General features: G+C 49.7%; 14 protein-coding genes. 1 reads left to right on the forward strand and 13 read right to left on the reverse strand.

What is annotated here, in order from left to right:
* From E3J62_12240 to E3J62_12300, 13 genes are all read right to left on the reverse strand, one after another.
* The gene (locus E3J62_12240; protein ID TET43808.1) at positions 1-657 is read right to left on the reverse strand and encodes an ATP-binding cassette domain-containing protein; all 657 of its coding nucleotides are present in this window, start codon (positions 655-657) and stop codon (positions 1-3) included.
* Positions 654-1,598 (reverse strand): transketolase family protein, encoded by a 945-nt coding sequence (locus E3J62_12245; protein TET43809.1) that lies wholly within the window; start codon positions 1,596-1,598, stop codon positions 654-656. The genes E3J62_12240 and E3J62_12245 overlap by 4 nt, the downstream gene beginning before the upstream one ends.
* Positions 1,588-2,415, reverse strand: coding sequence for a transketolase (locus E3J62_12250; GenBank protein ID TET43821.1), 828 nt, complete (start codon positions 2,413-2,415; stop codon positions 1,588-1,590). Before E3J62_12250 ends, E3J62_12245 begins: the two co-directional genes overlap by 11 nt.
* Positions 2,412-3,425 (reverse strand): 4-hydroxythreonine-4-phosphate dehydrogenase PdxA, encoded by a 1,014-nt coding sequence (pdxA, locus tag E3J62_12255; protein ID TET43810.1) that lies wholly within the window; start codon positions 3,423-3,425, stop codon positions 2,412-2,414. Before pdxA ends, E3J62_12250 begins: the two co-directional genes overlap by 4 nt.
* Positions 3,409-3,669 carry an RNA-binding S4 domain-containing protein gene (locus E3J62_12260; protein TET43811.1) on the reverse strand — a complete coding sequence of 87 codons (261 nt, stop codon included), beginning with the start codon at positions 3,667-3,669 and terminating at the stop codon, positions 3,409-3,411. The genes pdxA and E3J62_12260 overlap by 17 nt, the downstream gene beginning before the upstream one ends.
* Before the next feature lie 3 nt (positions 3,670-3,672).
* Complete coding sequence (locus E3J62_12265) at positions 3,673-4,941, reverse strand: hypothetical protein (GenBank protein TET43812.1); 1,269 nt, start codon at positions 4,939-4,941, stop codon at positions 3,673-3,675.
* Complete coding sequence (locus E3J62_12270) at positions 4,938-5,804, reverse strand: hypothetical protein (GenBank protein ID TET43813.1); 867 nt, start codon at positions 5,802-5,804, stop codon at positions 4,938-4,940. The genes E3J62_12265 and E3J62_12270 overlap by 4 nt, the downstream gene beginning before the upstream one ends.
* A gap of 35 nt (positions 5,805-5,839) precedes the next feature.
* Positions 5,840-7,543, reverse strand: a complete 1,704-nt coding sequence (locus E3J62_12275; GenBank protein ID TET43814.1) for a hypothetical protein — start codon at positions 7,541-7,543, stop codon at positions 5,840-5,842.
* A 55-nt stretch (positions 7,544-7,598) separates the two neighbouring features.
* A complete protein-coding gene (gene mfd / locus E3J62_12280) occupies positions 7,599-10,778 on the reverse strand; it encodes a transcription-repair coupling factor (GenBank protein ID TET43815.1) in 3,180 nt (1,059 codons plus the stop codon).
* Positions 10,775-11,902 carry a PD-(D/E)XK nuclease family protein gene (locus E3J62_12285; protein TET43816.1) on the reverse strand — a complete coding sequence of 376 codons (1,128 nt, stop codon included), beginning with the start codon at positions 11,900-11,902 and terminating at the stop codon, positions 10,775-10,777. The genes mfd and E3J62_12285 overlap by 4 nt, the downstream gene beginning before the upstream one ends.
* Before the next feature lie 181 nt (positions 11,903-12,083).
* Entirely contained in the window at positions 12,084-14,168 is a 2,085-nt protein-coding gene (locus E3J62_12290) for a VWA domain-containing protein (protein ID TET43817.1), read from the reverse strand.
* A gap of 139 nt (positions 14,169-14,307) precedes the next feature.
* On the reverse strand, positions 14,308-15,210 hold the full coding sequence (locus tag E3J62_12295; GenBank protein TET43818.1) for a DUF58 domain-containing protein: 903 nt from the start codon (positions 15,208-15,210) through the stop codon (positions 14,308-14,310).
* Positions 15,210-16,214 carry a MoxR family ATPase gene (locus E3J62_12300; protein TET43819.1) on the reverse strand — a complete coding sequence of 335 codons (1,005 nt, stop codon included), beginning with the start codon at positions 16,212-16,214 and terminating at the stop codon, positions 15,210-15,212. The genes E3J62_12295 and E3J62_12300 overlap by 1 nt, the downstream gene beginning before the upstream one ends.
* Before the next feature lie 886 nt (positions 16,215-17,100).
* On the opposite strand from E3J62_12300, the gene E3J62_12305 reads away from it, so the two are divergent.
* Positions 17,101-17,676 (forward strand): hypothetical protein, encoded by a 576-nt coding sequence (locus tag E3J62_12305; protein TET43820.1) that lies wholly within the window; start codon positions 17,101-17,103, stop codon positions 17,674-17,676.
* Positions 17,677-18,210: the final 534 nt, after the last annotated feature.

Below are 18,210 nucleotides of genomic sequence, written 5' to 3' on the forward strand. Positions count from 1 at the left end.
CTATTTCTCCACGATCCTGCTTTTTTCCATGTAGACAGTTCTGAAAGGGCTGCTCTCTGCCAGTTTCAAGTCGTGTGTGGCCATGACGACAGCGGTTCCACTTCTGTTGATCTCTTTCAAGAGCTCCACAATCTCTGTTCCGCTGCTCTCGTCAATGTTACCTGTCGGCTCATCAGCAAGCAGAATGAGCGGCTCGCGCACGAGCGCTCTGGCTATGGCAACCTTTTGCTGTTCTCCACCTGAGAGGCTGAATGGATACTCGTTTCTTCTATGCACCATCCCGAGAGCGTTCAGAGCCTCCAGCGCCTTCTTCTTCCTCTTCTTGGCCGGAGAGCCAGTCACCTCAAGAGCAAACATGACGTTGTCGAAGACGGTTCTATCCTTGAGAAGTTTGAAATCCTGGAAAATCACACCAATCTTTCTTCTTATATAGGGTATCTGCGGTCGCCTTATGCTGGAAGTATTCTGTCCAAGAACAGTCACCTGTCCTTTCGCAGGAAAAATATCGAGGTAAATCAGTCGGAGAATAGTGGATTTACCTGCGCCAGAACTCCCGACAAGGAAAACGAACTCCCCTTTCCCTACCTTAAGGCTTGCGTCTTCAAGCCCTATCCACTTCCTTCGGTAAACAACGGTAACATTCTCTATGTCAATCATTCTTGTTTCTCTTCAAGAAGTATCTTTGCCTGTTGAGAGATGTTCTCTCTGGTGAGGCCGAACTTCTTGTATAGGCTCCCTGGTGAGCCTGACTGGCCAAACGTGTTGTCTATGCCCACCATCCTCATTTTGACAGGCCTTCTTCTGGCGGCAACTTCTGCTATCGCACTTCCCAGTCCACCGTTCAATACGTGGTCCTCCACGCTGACTATTCCGGATGTCTCATTGGCGGCAGCTTCAATCTCATCTCCGTCTATCGGCTTAACCGATGCCATGTCCACAACCCTGGCCTGAACCCCTTCCTTTGCCAAAGTCCGTGCAGCCTCAAGTGCTTCCCAGAGAAGAGGGCCCATTGACATGATGGTCACATCCTTCCCATCCCTGACGCGAATCGCCTTCCCCAGCTCAAATCCAGAGGGCCCTTCATATATAAGACAACTCATTGATCTGACCAGTCTAACGTAGAATGGCCCTTCCTCTTTGGCGACAGCCCTTATCACCTCTTTTGTCTGGGTGGCATCTGAAGGAACCACAACTCTCATGGAAGGTATAGCGCGCATGAGTGAAACATCTTCTATCCCTTGGTGACTGGCTCCATCCTCGCCCACATCGAGTCCGCCGTGAGTCGCGATTATCTTTACGTTCAGTCCCGAATAGCATATAGTATTTCTCACCTGGTCCCAGGCTCTTCCAGCGGCGAATATGGCAAACGTAGAGGCGAACGGTATCTTGCCGCAGGTAGCCAGGCCCGCGGCCGTGCCCATCATATCTGCCTCTGCCACCCCCATCTGAAAGAACCGGTCAGGAAACTCCTTGGCGAACATCGATGTCTTTGTGGAGACAGATAGATCAGCTGCGAGGGCGACTATCTGAGGATTCTCCCGGCCCATTTCGAGAAGCGTCTGTCCAAAGGCAGCGCGCATCGATTCCTTATTGCACATCCAGGTCTCCTCCCAGTTCTTCCAGAGCTTTTTTCGCTTCGAGCTCATTTGGAGCTCGGCCGTGCCACGTGACATCGTCCTCCATGAATGATACCCCCTTGCCCTTTATCGTGTTTGCGACGATCATCGTGGGAGCACGCTTCACCTTCTCTGCTTCATCGAGCGCACGGACGATCTGTCCCATGTCGTGACCGTCAATCTCTATTGTATTCCAGCCAAAAGATGACCACTTCTCCGCGTATGATATTGGATCCTTGATGCGAGAAACCCTGTCGTCAATCTGGAGGTCATTGTGGTCGATGATTGCGCAGAGGTTGTCCAGCCGCCTGTGGAACGAGGTCATGGAAGCCTCCCAGACCTGTCCTTCCTGGCTCTCACCATCACCCAGCATGCAGTACACTCTGTAGTCCTTTTTGTCCAGCTTTCCAGCAAGTGCAATACCATTGGAAACTGAAAGCCCCTGACCGAGTGAACCGGAAGATATTGTCACCCCAGGCGTCATTGTAGAACTGGGATGGCCCTGGAGAATGGAGCCCAGCTTTCTCAAAGTCCAGAGGTGTTTCCTCTCAAAGTAGCCTGCCATTGAAAGGACAGCATACAAAGCGGGACAGCAATGGCCTTTTGACAGAATGAATCTGTCCCGCTCGGGCCATTCTGGGTTCTCTGGATCATGCCTCATCTTGTAAAAGAAAAGGGCAACCAGGATGTCTGCAGAGGAGAGCGACCCACCTGGATGGCCAGACCCGGCACGGGTCAACATCTTGATCACGTCTATCCTGACCCTGCGTGCTTTCTCTTTCAGTTCCTGAAGATTCACTTTTTTCTTTTCCATTCCACTCTCCCGGCGAGAACCATCTTGCGAGCGAGCTTGATGGCCTCTATCATCGAATCTGGATTCGCCTTCCCCTCTCCCGCAATGTCAAACGCAGTTCCGTGATCAGGGGATGTCCTCACGATGGGCAGACCCAGGGTCACATTGACTGCCGTATCGAAAGCGAGCATCTTTACAGGGATCAAACCTTGATCATGATAGCATGAAACAACGCAGTCATACTTCTGCCAGTGAGCAAAAAGGGAGTCTGCTGGTAGCGGACCCTCTGCCTTTATTGCTGAGTTGTTTGCATCGCGAACTGCCTCAGCGATCTCCTTTTCCTCAGTGCCAAACTTGCCTCCCTCACCCGCATGAGGGTTAAGGGCACATACACCAATGGTCGGCGACTGAAGCTTGAGATAGTGGCTGAGGAAAATGGCAGAAAGCTCAATCTTGTCGAAGACAGTCCCCGCCGTAATCTGCGTGCCTACCTGAGATAGGGCCATATGGGTGGTCACCAGAGTCACTTTTAGCTTACCTGCGGCAAGCATCATTGCATAACGCGGCGCCTTAGTCAACTGCGCAAGAAGTTCTGTATGGCCAGGAAATTCAACCCCGGCCAGTCCAAAAGCCGACTTGCTTATCGGCGAGGTTACGATGGCATCAAGGCTTCCTGAGGCGGCGAGTTCGACTGCCATGAGGATAGAGTTATACGACGCCTGACCAGACTGCTTGGATGGCTTCCCATAAGGAAATCTATTCACCTCTTCACGAACAGACTCCACCAATCTGACGCCATCAGGTGACGCCGAATTCTCTTCGCATGAAAGGTGCGTGGGTAGGTTTAGTCTGTTAATCTCCCTCTGGAACACATCTCTTGATCCAATAAGAATAGGGCAGGAGTTTGCGTTCCAGTCGACGAACCTGATCGCCTTCAGCGCGACTTCAGGACCTATGCCTGAAGGGTCCCCCATTACAATGCCTATGCGCATAAAACCGTCACTCTTGGTATTCATCCTTTATTATCTGGTAGAGCGACACAGCATCGTTCTTAGAAACATTTCCTTTCGGGATCCTGACGACCTTTACTTCTAAGAGCCTGGTGGGGGTTTGGATGGAGATTGTCTGTCCTTCTCTTATTTCCTTGGCAGGTCTGGCGTTCTGTCCATCGACCTTCACCAGCCCGGCGTCACATACCTTCTTGGCGAAAGTCCTTTTCCTTATCAACCTTGAAGTCTTGAGGAATAGATCTAGGCGCAACTATTACAGCCTTTTTTCTATGTAGATTCCTTTCTTCAGTTTAGCTAGCCATCTATCGTACTTCTCAGCTATTTTCATTTGATAGAAGACCTCGCGGAGCTCATCCTTGAGGTCCTCAAATGTTGGCGTTCTCGCTTCAGTTCTTTCAAGAAGCTTTATGATATGGAAACCAAATTCCGCTTGCACGATTTCGCTTATCTGCCCCGTGGTCATAGAAGAAACAACATCCTTGTACGGGCTTGACAGATCTGAACTGGCGAAAAGGCCCATATCACCACCCCTCTTGCTGCTTTCTGGGTCTTCAGAATACTGTTTTGCCAGTTCAGTGAAATCCTCACCTGCTAGCACCCGCTCCCTTATTGACTCTGCAAGTTCCCTTGCCACTAGCGTGTCGGACCTCGTCGGGACAACTGCTATTAGAATGTGGCGCAGCCGTACAGCGTTCTCCCTTTTGTCCGTACACTGAATAATGTGGAAGCCGAATGGGGTAACCGTAACCTTTATCTCCGCAACTATCATGGAAAAGATGGTTTGCTCAAACTCAGGTATTGGAACATCTCCTCTCCTAACGAATCCGAGGTCACCCCCTTTGCCTGAACTGACTACATCATCAGAATATCGTCTGGCCAGCGCGGCAAAGTCAACTCCTTCCTCGATCTTCTCAAGGATTTCGGCGACCAGTCCAGACGCTTTTTCTTCTGCTCCCTTGCCTGGCTTTATGGCTATGAGGATATGGGCCAGCCTGACGGTTGCCGGCTGGTTGGGGATAGACTCCTTTTTGGCCTCGTAGAACCCCCTCAAATCCATGTCCGAAACTGTGATTCCTCTCTTGAGGTCCTTCTCGATGAGTTTCTGAACCATCAGTTTCTCCTCAATCTCATTTCTGTACCGCTCCTTCAGTTCCGCGACCGAAGTATGCTCTTCTTCTAGTTGTTTCTGGAAAGCTTCCTCTGTCGGAAATCTGGCCCTTATCTCCTCTATTGACCCATCCAGGGCCTTCTCTATTTCAAGGTGTGTTACCTGGATCGTTTCAGCCTTAGCCTGATTCAGAAGAAGCCTGTTCTCAATCATCTGGTCCAGGACTTGATCTTTCAGGCTTTCTGCAGGAGGGGGATCAATCAGTTGGGCGCTGAGCAGCGAGATTGCATCTTCCATTTCGCTTTCGGTGATCACATCACTGCCGACAACAGCCACTATCCTGTCTGCAGTTCCCGCACATATCGTTCCAGCCACAAGTGTGACCACAGAGAACAAAAGGGGAAGGGACTTCATCGACTTCCTTCAGGTTTCACAAAAGGAGCCGGCGAATATGGTGCCAGCAGCTCGGGGTGTACTTCTATTTCTGCCTTGGCTCTGAGGCCGTCAATCAACACTTCAAAAATCTCTTTCTGCCTCCTCACAAGGAGCATGTTTCTCACCCGATCGGAAACGTCCTCAAATTTTGCCGGCTTGGGAAGACGTCTGCGGGCAATTAGTTTCACGATATAGTAGCCATATCGGTTCTCTATCACATCTGAAATCTGGCCAGGCTTCTTGAGGGCAAAAGCTGCATCCTCTCGCTCTGGCGTAGAGGCCATGTCTCCTCTCCGTATGTAATCGAGGACTCCTCCTGCCTCCCGCGAGGGATCCAGGGAGTGTTGCTTGGCCAGTTCTGCGAAGTCAGCGCCTCCCTTGATTCTGGCAAGGAGTGCGTTCGCCGTATCTTGAGAAGAGACGAGAATCTGTGCTATCTTGATTTCAGTATTGAACTCAGACTCATGTTGCTGGAAAAAGAGCTGGGCTTCTTGAATGGAGACATTGGTCTTTCCCACCAGCTCTCTCTGGAGAAACTCATTGGCCAGAAGCTCTCTTTCGATCTGCTTCAGCCTCGCTGCAATCCTTCTGTCCTCATCGAAACCCTGCCTAATGGCCTCCTGATAGAGCAGTTCCGTGTTTATCCATGTCTGCACAAAGGCCATCTTTTGCACTGGAGTGAGGCTCATTGCGTACTCTAAAGGAATATCGGCATTGAACTCCTGGACCGTGAGGACGCTGTCATCGACCCTGGCAAGAGCATCGCCTTTGGCAACATCCTCCTTGCATCCGAGAGAAGATGCCAAGATTGCCACGACTACGAAGGGAACGGTTCTGTTCATTTGATCTCCTAGGGGAAGAAAACGTTTTCTACGCTCTAGGAGGCCTTTTTCTTTTCGGCCTCCTGCTCCATGTACTCCTTCTCCTTCTTCTTTCCTACTTCCTCGAGCAGTCGCTCGTCGATCGTGACAGGATATTTTTCTTTCAGCTCAGCTATGAACACTTCATCATTCTTCTTGATGTTTGCTCGTTTGAGATCTCTTTGGACCAGTCTCTGTACATCTTCAAAGTCCCGCATCTCCATGGGTTCTCTATCGGTCACCTGGATAATTGCCCAGCCATCTTTGGTTTCTATGGGCTGGGAAAGCTGACCGACCTTTAGCTCTTTAGCGACCTTGAATATGTTGGGATATTTTCTCTCATTCACAACACCCAGTTTCCCGCCGTTCCTTTTCGATGGGTGGATTGATTTTTTCTCAGCTAGCCTTTTGAAACCCTCTCCCTTCTGGAGACGCAGCAGTATGTTTTTCGCCTGATCTTCAGTTGCAGTCACGATTGCAGACACCTGGTTTCTCTCAGGTATTGCATACTTCTCCTTGTTTGCTTCGTACTCGGCCTTTACCTCTTCATCAGTAGGCTCGCTCTTTGATTCAATCACCTCGCTATGGAGAAGACTGACCATTCGCCTGTCACGTTCGCGCTCAATCTCGGCCCTAACCTCTTTTGTCCTGTCGAACCCTTTCTCTAGGGCTTGATGGACCAGCATCTCTTCTACGAGGAGCATTTCCACCCATTGCTTGAGAGCTTCCGGAGTGTCAACAGATGACCTTGGAGGTGACTTCTCTCCCCGCTCCAAGATCTTGCCCACGGTCCACTTTTCATATCTTGTGGTTACCAGAACCTTTTTCTTCTCCTCGTCTGACACATTGGGAAGTGATGCTTGAGCCCAGGGAGAAAGTCTTTCCTGTGGGACCTTCTCCGCGACGGACTTGACCACATTCTCATCGTACTGCATGTCAGCAAGCTTCTTGATCCGCTCAATATATGATTCGGCTGTCGCTCTCATCTTTTTCTGCGTCAATCCGCTTTCGATTCGCTTCTTCATCTCTTCAAATGGCCTCTGCTCTACCTTTCTCCTTTCGATGAGCTTTACTATGTGCCAGCCGTTGTCGCCTTCAATAGGTGCTGATATCTCCCCGGGTTCCAGTTTATGGGCAGCATAGAACACCTCATCTGGCAGCCGAATGCGTCCCAGAGTTCCCCATCCTAGCGATCCTCCCTTTGCTTTCGTGGAGGCATCCATGGATTTCACCTTGGCCAGCGTATCGAAGTCAGCACCCTCCTCCAATGAGTTGTAGATAGACTTCGCCTCATCCTTCGTGGTGAGCAGTATGTGCTTCAGGTTCAGTTCCTCAGAACTCATGTCGTATGTTTTCCTGACCTCTCTAGAACTAACCTTCGCCTTGTCCGCGATCTCTACTTTGTACAGCTGGTTGATAATGCGTGTTCTCTTCTTGGCCTCCACCAGGTCTATAACTTCTTCTCTTTCACCGTAACCTCTGGCCCTTGCCTCATTCAGTTGAAGTTTTTCATCTATGAGAGTGTTCAGAATCCGTTCTTTGGCGGCTCTCCTCTCTTCATCAGTGTACAGGCCCCTGGGCGAATACTGTTTTTCGAGTTCCCCAAGGGTGATCTCGAGATCACCCACTGTGGCAACGGTTCTGTCTTCCATCTTCTTGCAGCCAGAGGCGATCCCCAGCACAAAAAGAGTGACAAAGAATATAACGAACCTACGAGACATCTAACACCTCCATTGGACAATTTACTTGGCAAACCGGGCCTTGTATTCTATAGAATCACTCCAGCAAATGCAATAGCTTTTTTATGATGTTGAATCTTTTCAAGCCCTCATCTCCCAATGCCACCCTCATCATCAGGCCGCGCTCTGTGAAGAACTGAATGGGGGCAGGCCAGCTCTTTAATACTCTTCCCATTGTTTCCGAACCCGGATCAAAAGATTTCTCAAAATGCAGTTCTGCCCATCTGCCAGAGAGAGCCACCCTCCTTATGCCGAGCTTTGAGGCAAGAATCCTCACCTCTACACCATCCAGGAGGTTCTGGCACACCTCAGGGGCAGGTCCAAACCTGTCCACAAGCTCATCCCGGATTTCTGCCAGTCTCTGCTCGCTGGAAATTGCCACGAGCCTCTTGTACAGAGCAATCTTGTGCTGTGCGTCAGGGATATAGGAATTGGGAATATAGGCGTCACAGTCGAGCGAAATGGAGGTTATCACCTTTCTCTCTGGCAGTTCACCCTTCAGCTCTGACACAGTTTCTGCAAGGAGCTGGCAGTAAAGATCATATCCCACTGCATGGATGTATCCATGTTGCTCCGGGCCCAAAAGATTCCCCGCCCCCCTTATCTCGAGGTCTCTCAAAGCGAGTTTGTAGCCAGAGCCCAGTTCCCTGTAGGAGAGTATAGCTGAAAGTCTTTCGCGCGCCTCCCTTGTTATCCTTCTCCCTTTTGGGATGAGGATGAGGCAGTAGGCTCTCCTGTCTGAGCGGCCCACCCTCCCTCTGAGCTGGTGAAGCTGGGCCAGACCGAACTTATCACCCCGGTTGATTATCATGGTGTTGACATTGGGGATGTCCATTCCTGATTCGATTATGGTGCTGGTGATGAGGACATCGTAACATCTGTCAAGAAAATCGACTATGACCGATTCCAGCTCTCTTTCTCGCATCTGTCCATGGGCGACGCCTATTTTCAATTGGGGTAGTAGTCCATGGATGAAAGATGCCATAGAATCTATGGTCTGGACCCTGTTGTGAACGAAGTAGACCTGACCTCCTCTGTCAATCTCTCTCAAGATGTATTCAACGATCAGTTCTTCATCCCAGGGGGACACTTCGGTATGGACAGACAGTCTGCCCTTGGGAGCTGTGTCTATGGTGCTCATATCTCTCACACCCACCAGGGACATATACAACGTTCTGGGGATCGGCGTGGCGCTCATGGTCAGAACATCAACCAGTTTTCTCAGCTTCTTGATCTTCTCCTTGTGTCTTACCCCGAACCTCTGCTCTTCATCGATGATAAGGAGGCCGAGGTCGCTGAAAACGATGTCGTCACTCAACAGCCTGTGCGTACCTATTATTATTTCAATCTTCTCCTCGCTCAGCTCTCGAAGCAACCGTTTCTGTTCGGCAGAGGTCTTGAACCTGGAAATCACCTCGCACCTGATGGGGAATCGTTTCAGTCTCTCGCAGAATGTATTGTAATGCTGCTGGGCTAGTATTGTGGTGGGAGCTAGAAGAGCAACCTGTTTTTCAGCCATGACCGCTTTGAACGCGGCCCTCAGGGCGACTTCTGTTTTACCATATCCGACCTCACCACATATGAGCCTGTCCATTGGCCTCTCGGACTCCATGTCCTTTTTTATCTCAGCTAACGTCTCCAGCTGATCCTCAGTCTCATCAAAGACGAACGACGCTTCCAATTCGGCCTGCCACGGAACGTCCTCGGGAGATGCCATTCCCTTCATGGCAGCTCTTGCAGCGTATATGTCAAGGAGTTCTCGGGTCATGTCAAGCACGGCCTTCCTCGCTTTGTTCTTGGTTTTCTCCCAGGATTTCGTTCCGAGCTTGGTCAGGGCTGGTGGCCTTTCATGTGACCCTACGTATCTTTGTACGAGGTGCATGTTTTCTATCGGAACGAATATTTTGTCCGCGCCTGCATATTTCAAAAAAAGACAGTCACTCTCTGCCCCTCTCACATTCACCCGTTCTATACCTTCAAATCTGGCAATTCCATAGTCTGTATGAACCACGATGTCCCCTGGCTTGAGGGTCAAAAGGCTTTCAATTGGTATGCCCGCCTTGAACTTTGGTCGCCTTCTTCGCGGTTCGCGGCCGAAGATATCTTTCTCAGTGAATACTGCAAGATGCGCGTCTTGTAGCAGAAAACCCGAAGAGAGTATCCCTACAACAACTCCAACTTCGGTCTCTGATAGTACCTCAGTCATCCTCTCCTTCTGGCCTTCACTCTGGGACAGCACGAAGGTAGCGTAACCTTCTTGCCGTAAATTCTCTAGATCCTTCTTCAAAAGCTGCAGATTCTTCTCGTAATGTGTTTGCGGTTTCAGTGGCACATCCAATTCGGCCCGTGCGGAGAGGACGATGGTTGGATGCGAGCTCTGCAACCTCTCAAGAGATGAAGGGTCAAAAGCCTGATCGTTCGAATCTGAGTCTTCCACTTCTGCAGAGAGGAGCCATGTTTCGTCGAATAAGATCACCCACCGGGGATTTATGTATTCTGAGAAGCCGACAAAGGGTTTTCCGCTGTCATCCTGGGGCAACGGCTCCCTGAACGGGAGCACGCGGATTCTGTTCAAGAACGATATCGACCTTTGGGTCAAGGGATCGAACTCTCTTATAGATTCGATCACATCAGCTGAGAACTCTATTCTGAAAGGATTTTCGGTGTCAAAGGGATAGACATCAACTATCCCTCCCCTCACCGCCATCTCGCCAACATTCTCCACGGCAGACATCCTCTCGAATCCGCTATCGCTCAAAGCTTCTATCAGTTTGTCCCTGTCGATCTGATCGCCTTTTGAGATGCTTTGAATTAGACCACGGAAAAGATCTGGGGAGATGACTGGCTGCAGGATCGCTCTGGGTGTGGCAACGATTGCGGCTGTTCCAGGCTCTAGCGCACCGTGGAGCGCACATATCCTCTGTTCAGCAGTCTCCAGCGAGGGCTCCACATCTTCAGGTCTTGATGGGAGACTGAAAGCTGCAGCAGTCAATGAGAGGAGGTCGTGATAGAAAGTGAAAGCCTCGTCCTCCTCAGCAACCGTCAGCAGCACGGGATTGCCTATCGTTTCCCATATCAGTGCTGCAAGGAGAGGCTTTGCCGAGCCGGTGAGGCCAGAAACTGAAAGCCTTCTTTTGCCAGATCTAAGGGCAGATAAGATTCCTTCGAATGACGGTGAGTGAGATGCTCGATCTACGATTTCTCTGAGCGGAATCAATCCTTGTCCTCACCTTTGAATTTGTACCTCAGAGAGTAGGAAAACCTGATTTCCCTGCAGGATTCGAGTTCCCTCTTCTGTTCGGCCGAGATTGCATCGGAATCGAGAAGCTTATTCACCATGTCCTCTCTGACGCCCTGAACTTCTTCGACCAGCCCAAGATTGTTCAAGACTTCAATCAGCCTCTCTTCGTCCCACTTTGGCCTCCTCGTCTTGACCTGGGACATCACGATATTGTCCACGAACAGCCTTGTGTAGCCTTCAACCCCCATGTAGCCCTCAATCTTCGTGGCCAGCTCGTCTACTTGAGCATTTGAGGTTCTAACAATCTCTTTGAGTCTAATGTACTCTCTAACAGTATCCTTGATATCGATTCCATCAAAGACCTCGGTCTGTTCATCCTCGCTCTTGAATAGATGTTTCATTGCCGGACATAGATTCATGTAGTCGCAATACTTGCAGAGTCCTCCGGGCGTGGGGTCGAACTGGCCAGACTCGATTGCAGAAGCGGCACCAAGAACTCTTTTCTTGGCAGCTGTCCACGCCTCATCTGTGGGTTTAGTCTCAAAAAGGAAATCGAATTTCAGGAAGTGGAGTCGCATCAGTATGGGACGGCCGGGATAGAGGTCGTGTGCAAAGTGATGGTATATGGTCATCTGCGGGTCCTTATCAACCTCAGGCTGGGTGGGGAGCGTCTTTGATGTCTTGTAGTCTGTGATGAGGATAGTCCCGTCTTTGCTTCGGCTGACTCTGTCGAGCACCCCTACAAGAGTATGGTTTTCGAGAGGCAGTCGAAATCTCTGCTCAACTGCCAGCACCTCCTCTTCGAGGGGAACGTAAACTTGGTAGTAGTCTTCCAGCATCTTGATGCCGAGAGGCTTGTAGTCGGCCATACCTTCAGTCTCCGGCAGTTTGCTCCACCTCTTTTCGAATTCCTCCATCAGTTCTTCAAGGGCAGGTGTCTTCATGTTCCTGGGGTTGTGAAGAAATTCGAGCACCTCGTGGATGAGCTTGCCAAACTCAAGGTTCGCGTGCGGTTTTTCGGGGAGCCTGTCCACATAATGAAATTTATATCGCTGGGGGCAGGAGAGATACATCTGGACTTTGCTGTGAGAAAGCTCCAAGCCTACCTCTGGGTCCGGTGATAGGTTAGACTAGTGCTTCGATTCGCAAATACAGTGACATTCCATTCAAGGGACATTGCTCCAGGTTGCTCACTTAGCACTCGTTCTGAGTGAATGAATTCGTCATCGAATTTATGAATCGAAAGCCTAGACAGAAAAAACCTGTGATTGTGGATGTGGTTCACATCCCTGGCGCTGCAGTTCCCCTCCACCGGCCTGCTATGAACATCTCGGCAACAAGCACAATCAGAACCAGTATAATCAGAGGGTTGGTCAATTCAACACCCAATCTTACATCAAAGATGGACGAGCCCGGCTTCTCACCCCGGCCCAAGAACTGGGGACTCAGCTCCGCCAGGAGAGCTCTGACCTCCTCTTCTTCTGCTCTGCTCACGTCTGATTCCTTAGAGACCGGATTGACGGCGAAATATGCCAGGTTTGAGTCCGAAACAGCCATTGTGTATATTCCGGGTTCCTCTGTATCCTCGTATTCTGCATACATCCGGCCCGACCTTACTCTGGGCTTAATCCTGACGGGTCTGCCGTCGGGCGGTTTACACACTATCCCTTCAAGGCCACTGACAGACAGAGAAAGCCTTTCCCCCACATTCACATTGTAATCCCCCTCTTCTCCCAGGGATGGATACCGGAAGATGCGGTGGATGAGTGGGACGTATATGGCCTTGAGCGGGAGGTCGCTGGAAGAACCATCAAGAGGTATGGTGGAAAGGAAGACCTTTCCTTTTCCCGCGCTGGACTCAATGATGAATGGGGTTCCGTCAGAAAACCTGGCAATGACGCCGGAGGTTCCAGTACAAACCAACCTGTTGTAAACACGAGCAATACTCAAGTCACCCTTGTCCTTATCCTTGAATTGGGAGAAGACAGGATGAGTGTAGTCGGAGTATGTTATTCTGAGGAAAAAGGTCTTGTCTTTTGTTGCGGGTTGACCTTGCCTGACCCTGGCCGACGAGAGCTTCGGCAGCAGAACAGAATTGTAGAAGTGAATATCAGCTGAGGGCCCTAATGCCATAAACAGGCCTCCACCTTTCTGAACGAAGTTTGTAAGTCTCAGTACATCTGCTGAGGTGAGAGACGAGACGCCCAGCAGTGCAATCACCGAATAGTCTTTTAGATCAATCGATGGGAGTTCGCCCTTGCTGAAGGTCTTGGGGTTGAACATCGATAGACCTTTTTGCGGACTGAGGGCCGTCTCCACGTAGCCCCTTTTCGTGAGTCGCCTGTCCGATATGAGAGCCACCTTTATCTCGCCGGGTATCTCGAAGGATGTGAATCTGTAATTGTCGGCTGTGAGGTCATCTCTGCCTATCTCTACACGGAGGTGATGGAGTCCAGGCTCCTCCACGGAAAAAGCCAGCTCCACTGTCCGGCTTGAAGTGGCGGGGATGGGAACCTCTTTTACACCCATCTCACGGCCGTCGAGTCTGGAATGGAGTGAGACGTTCACATCTCTTGGGCTGTAATTCCTCAAGGTGGCGATGAACTCGACTCTGCCACGCTCAAAGATAAGGGGATCAGTCAGAACGAGATCCTCCAGGGCGACGTTGTGACCGTCTCCAGTCATGCCAGAGTCGAAGACGTACAGTCTCTTCCCCTTGCCGCCGTGAATTCCACCTCTGGAGAGAGACTCAAAGCCTGACCTCTGCATGTCTGTAAAAAGATACATCTCCCTGTTCAGATTCCTGGAGCCCTGGAGCATGGTCATTGCAATCTCGAGAGAGGGTCTGAAGTCCGTGTACCTTGAAGAGAGTTCTGCATCCATTATTGCGCTTCTCAAGAGGTGTTTGTCATGGACAGGATTTTCAAAGACAAGCCTGGAGATGTCTGATGCAAGGATTAGAGATGCTTCGTCCCCTTTGTCCATCAGTTTCAGAATTTCTTCTGCGGTGGTTTTAGCTCTGGAAAAACTGCTCTTGCCTTTTCCCACGCGGCCCATGCTGTAGGAGTTGTCCAATATGAATACCGAAGAGGCTCGCGCATGGGAACTGAGTGATCCGAAACTGGTCGATTTCAGAATGGGGCGGGAGATAGCGATGGCAAGTAGGACAACTGCCAGGCATCTGAGTATTAGAAGAAGCATCTCTCTTATGCGGAACCATCTCGTCTTTCTTCCTTCTATCCTCTTCAGGAACTCAAGAGAGGAGAACTCGATAACCTTGAGTCTTCTTCTGTAGAGAAGGTGAATCAGAAAGGGGATGATCCCTGCCGTAACTCCCAGAAGAAAAAGTGGATTCAAGAAAGTCATGGTGTCAACTCAATCTTTCCTTCCATGGGAAACATCGACACACCCATCTCCCCCCCATCGAAGATCGAAAACTGCGCAATGTCTCTGGTTCAACTGGTGGACGATCAGACTGGACTGCCTCCCTCAGGTCTTTTGCTTCCTAATGCAACCTTTTCCTTTTTGCAAGATAGGAAGTGAGGGCGAACCCGTATGGAGTGCTGGTATCAATTGGCACGTAATCAATGGAGTTTTCCCTGCATCTTCTTTTGTACGATTCCATGAAGGCCCTTACTCGCTGCCTGTACTCCCTTCTCAGGTGCTGAGGATGGACAGGGATTTCTTCATTCGTTTCCATGTCTCTGAAAATGGCAGACTTCTGGAAAGGGAACTCCAATTCGTATTTGTCCAGGACGTGAAAGACTATGACCTCATGCTTCTTGTGTCTGAAGTGCTTCAGGCTGAGAAGGACCTCTCTGGGATCATCCAGCAGGTCTGAAATGACTATGATAAGGCCACGCCTCTTTATTCTCTCGGCCAGCTCGTGAAATGTGACTGAAACGTTCGTCTCTCCCCCAGCAGAAAGACTATCCAGCTCCTTGAGGATGTTATGAAGGTGCAAAGCAGTTGACCTTGGTGGGATGTATCTTCTTATCTTTGTGTCAAAGGTGATGAGGCCAACTGAGTCCTGCTGCTGAAGCAGAAGAAATGAGAGGGAAGCAGCAAGGAGGGAAGAGTATTCCAATTTTGATATCGCTCCTGAACTGTAAGCCATGCTGCCACTTGCATCCAGCAGCACATAGCCTTTCATATTAGTCTCTTCCTCATACTCCTTGATATAGTATCTATCTGTCTTTCCCCAAACCTTCCAGTCTATCCTTCTGATTTCGTCTCCTTGCATGTACTGTCTGTGTTCGGTGAACTCAACGCTGAAACCTCTGTATGGGCTCTTGTGAAGGCCTGTAAGAAACCCCTCAACTACCAGTCTGGCCTTCAGGTCAAGGCCCTTCAGCTTTGTTACGACCTCAGGGTTCAGAAACCTTCTGTAAGATTGCTCTACAGGCATCAGCTTTCCTTTTTGTGAAGATCTTGAATAATTCTGTCAACGATGTCTGTTGAAGCAATCCCATCGGCTTCTGCGTTGAAGTTGGTCAAAACTCTGTGGCGGAGGACAGGCATGGCTACATCCCTCACGTCATCTTTTGAAGGGGTGTATCTGCCGTCTAGAACTGCTCTCGTCTTGGCACCCAGTATCAGGTACTGTGAAGCCCTTGGTCCTGCGCCCCACGCTACCCAGTCATTAATGTATTTGGGCGCTCCATCACTGTTTGGTCTGGTCATGCTTACCATGTTCACAGCATATTTGACAACGTGGTCTGAAACCGGAACTCTTCTCACCAATCTCTGGAGCTCCAGTATCTCCTGTGAATCAAGGACAGTTTGGAGACTCGCTTCGTATGCGCTGGTTGTAGTCCTGACAATCTCCTCTTCTTCCGAAGGGTTGGGATAATCGATGTATATGTTGAACATGAACCTGTCCAGTTGGGCTTCGGGAAGGGGATATGTCCCTTCCTGTTCAATGGGATTCTGCGTGGCAAAGACGAAAAATGGTAGATCCAGCGGATAAGTATTCCCTCCGGCGGTCACCTCGCACTCCTGCATCGCCTGAAGAAGTGCTGCCTGTGTTTTAGGAGGCGTCCTGTTGATTTCATCTGCGAGTATGATATTGGCAAATATGGGGCCTTTTGCAAACCGAAAACTTCTCTTCCCTGTGGCTGTGTCTTCGTCAATGATGTCTGTACCGGTGATGTCAGACGGCATCAGGTCTGGAGTGAACTGGATTCTGTTGAAGGAAAGTGAGAGGACTTGGGAAAGGGTGTTGACCAGCATCGTCTTTGCAAGTCCCGGTACTCCAACAATCAAACAGTGGCCGTTTGCAAGCAAGGCGGTCAAAAGCTGGTCTATCACCACCTTCTGTCCGACTATCACCTTCTCAATCTCTTTTTCAATCTTCTGACGAGCTTCTCTCAGCTTCTTTACGGCCTGGACATCTTTCTCGTTTTCAGTCATGTGACCTCCGTGGAGACAAAAAATGACGGACCTGCCTCCCGTCTTCCCATATTCTACTATACATATATTAGACTGTCAATAACTGAAAGAGTTCCCACCTAAAGCTGTACGCTGTACGCTGTACGAAAACCGCCCCCATGAATACCTTACGCGTTCGGCGCATCAGGTTTTGTAGGGGCAGGGCCTCAACATTTGAGATCGTAGATCGCAGATTTAAGATTGAAAGATAAGGATTGAGGCTCGAGATGAAGAACAGTGTGGGCGGTTCGCGAACTACCCCTACAAATTCGCCCGGGCTTACTCAATGCCCGATCATCGATCTTAGATCATCAATCTTAGTATCATGGGGACAGCCCCCCAATTTTACATGAAGTAATACTTGCATATTCCCGAAAATTCGAAAATGCGCACATGTGCAAATGCGGGAATGGGCAATAGCCTCAGGTGAATGCAATTCATGTCCGGAGATTCGACTTTCAAGGTTCGACCCCGAGCCGGCGAGGGTTTTCGCAGGGCAAAGTCATTATTGACATCAAACGCACAATCCGCTATGCTTCATCTGGTAGGTAGGAACTTTGTATGTCGCGGCGATGATGGGCTGTTAACTTGGGCAAGAAGGTTGAAGTCAGAATCACTGACATTAGATTCGCAGAAGAATAACAAGCATTTTTATCTGAAATCGTGTAACAGTCTCACAGTATCAATTCTGAGAACAGATGAGCATCAAAGCTAGTGATTCTCAAGGGTTTACAACTACTAACACTTAATACCTTCACAGCCAATGAAGCGGAAATGGTATCAAAGTAGAACCGTACAGGGAGCGGTAATTAGCGGAGTATTCGCTCTGCTGGCAGCTGTTGTGGTCACCCGCCCATGGACCTGGCGGATGCCATCACGTAGCCGAGTAGACCAGTATCCTGTTGAGGTAGACTCCCCTGAGTCCGTATCCGACTCAATTCAGATACTACAGCCGTTATCCCTGAAAGTCATACGAGGAGTGTCCAAAGGCCAGATGGATTCAGTGCTCATCAGTAGACGACGCTTTGAGAATCTACGGGGACTGAGTCCCCTGGAATCCGGGAAACAAATATCAGAGATTCCGTCCGGAACGTTTTTCTTTGCATCGACATACTATTTCGATACTCGGGGTGATAACATTACGGATGTGTTAAAAAGATGTGTTGCGCGCAGAATCCGAAGCTTGCCAGATTATATGTTTGAGATCCACTATCTTTCCGAACGGGAGATTCTTATCATGGCATTCGTTTCTGATGAAACTGCATCCCGAATCTGCAGATTAGATGGATCCTCAGAGAGGAAGGTAACCTTATCCCCGCGCCCATGGAATCATGTCGATGCACTAGTCCTCTTACCCATAGATAGGTTCCTAAGAGCAAAAGAACGCGTGATTGAGATCGCTGAAAGAGATCGTATTTCTGTGCTAGATGTTACTCTTCAGTAGACTCATCACCTTGGATACGCAGATAAATGTGCTATTCTCAAGTATTACAGCTAAAGTTTAGCGGTACGACCAATTATCAGAACTGATAACCAAAGCCGGGGACAAGCATTCTTGTCTGAAATTCGCAACCCTTGACATGTAGGATTGTTGAAAAAGCATTTTTATCTGAAATCGGGTGACGCTCATATAGGATCTATTCTCAGGATAGATGAGTATATTGGGGACGGTGCCCTCCGACTTCGCAAAGGATTTTCAACCCTCCGACTTGGCGAAGGATCTTCGACTTGACATTTGACAAAAGTAGCGTCAAAAGCAGATTCTTCGTCGTCATTCACGAAGCGAATGACTCCTCAAGAATGACAACCTGATTCCGGTGATCAGAGGAGCGGTGTAGACGCCAACGGGCGTGGAAACCGCGCCCCTACAACTTCTGTCGCTGTCTTGATTTTCGATCTTCCCTTCGACAAGCTCAGGATCTCCAACTATTTTCGATTTTCGTGTTTATTGTAGTGTGGGGACAGCCCCCCAATTTTA

Source organism: candidate division TA06 bacterium (assembly GCA_004376575.1).
In the GTDB taxonomy this organism is placed as follows: domain Bacteria; phylum Hydrothermota; class DG-26; order E44-bin18; family E44-bin18; genus E44-bin18.

Coding starts and splice junctions, on each gene's coding strand:
- E3J62_12240 (TET43808.1), bottom strand. CDS start 657: ATGATTGACATAGAGAATGTTACCGTTGTTTACCGAAGGAAGTGGATA.
- E3J62_12245 (TET43809.1), bottom strand. CDS start 1,598: ATGTGCAATAAGGAATCGATGCGCGCTGCCTTTGGACAGACGCTTCTC.
- pdxA (TET43810.1), bottom strand. CDS start 3,425: ATGAATACCAAGAGTGACGGTTTTATGCGCATAGGCATTGTAATGGGG.
- E3J62_12265 (TET43812.1), bottom strand. CDS start 4,941: ATGAAGTCCCTTCCCCTTTTGTTCTCTGTGGTCACACTTGTGGCTGGA.
- E3J62_12270 (TET43813.1), bottom strand. CDS start 5,804: ATGAACAGAACCGTTCCCTTCGTAGTCGTGGCAATCTTGGCATCTTCT.
- E3J62_12275 (TET43814.1), bottom strand. CDS start 7,543: ATGTCTCGTAGGTTCGTTATATTCTTTGTCACTCTTTTTGTGCTGGGG.
- E3J62_12290 (TET43817.1), bottom strand. CDS start 14,168: ATGACTTTCTTGAATCCACTTTTTCTTCTGGGAGTTACGGCAGGGATC.
- E3J62_12295 (TET43818.1), bottom strand. CDS start 15,210: ATGCCTGTAGAGCAATCTTACAGAAGGTTTCTGAACCCTGAGGTCGTA.
- E3J62_12300 (TET43819.1), bottom strand. CDS start 16,214: ATGACTGAAAACGAGAAAGATGTCCAGGCCGTAAAGAAGCTGAGAGAA.
- E3J62_12305 (TET43820.1), top strand. CDS start 17,101: ATGCCATCACGTAGCCGAGTAGACCAGTATCCTGTTGAGGTAGACTCC.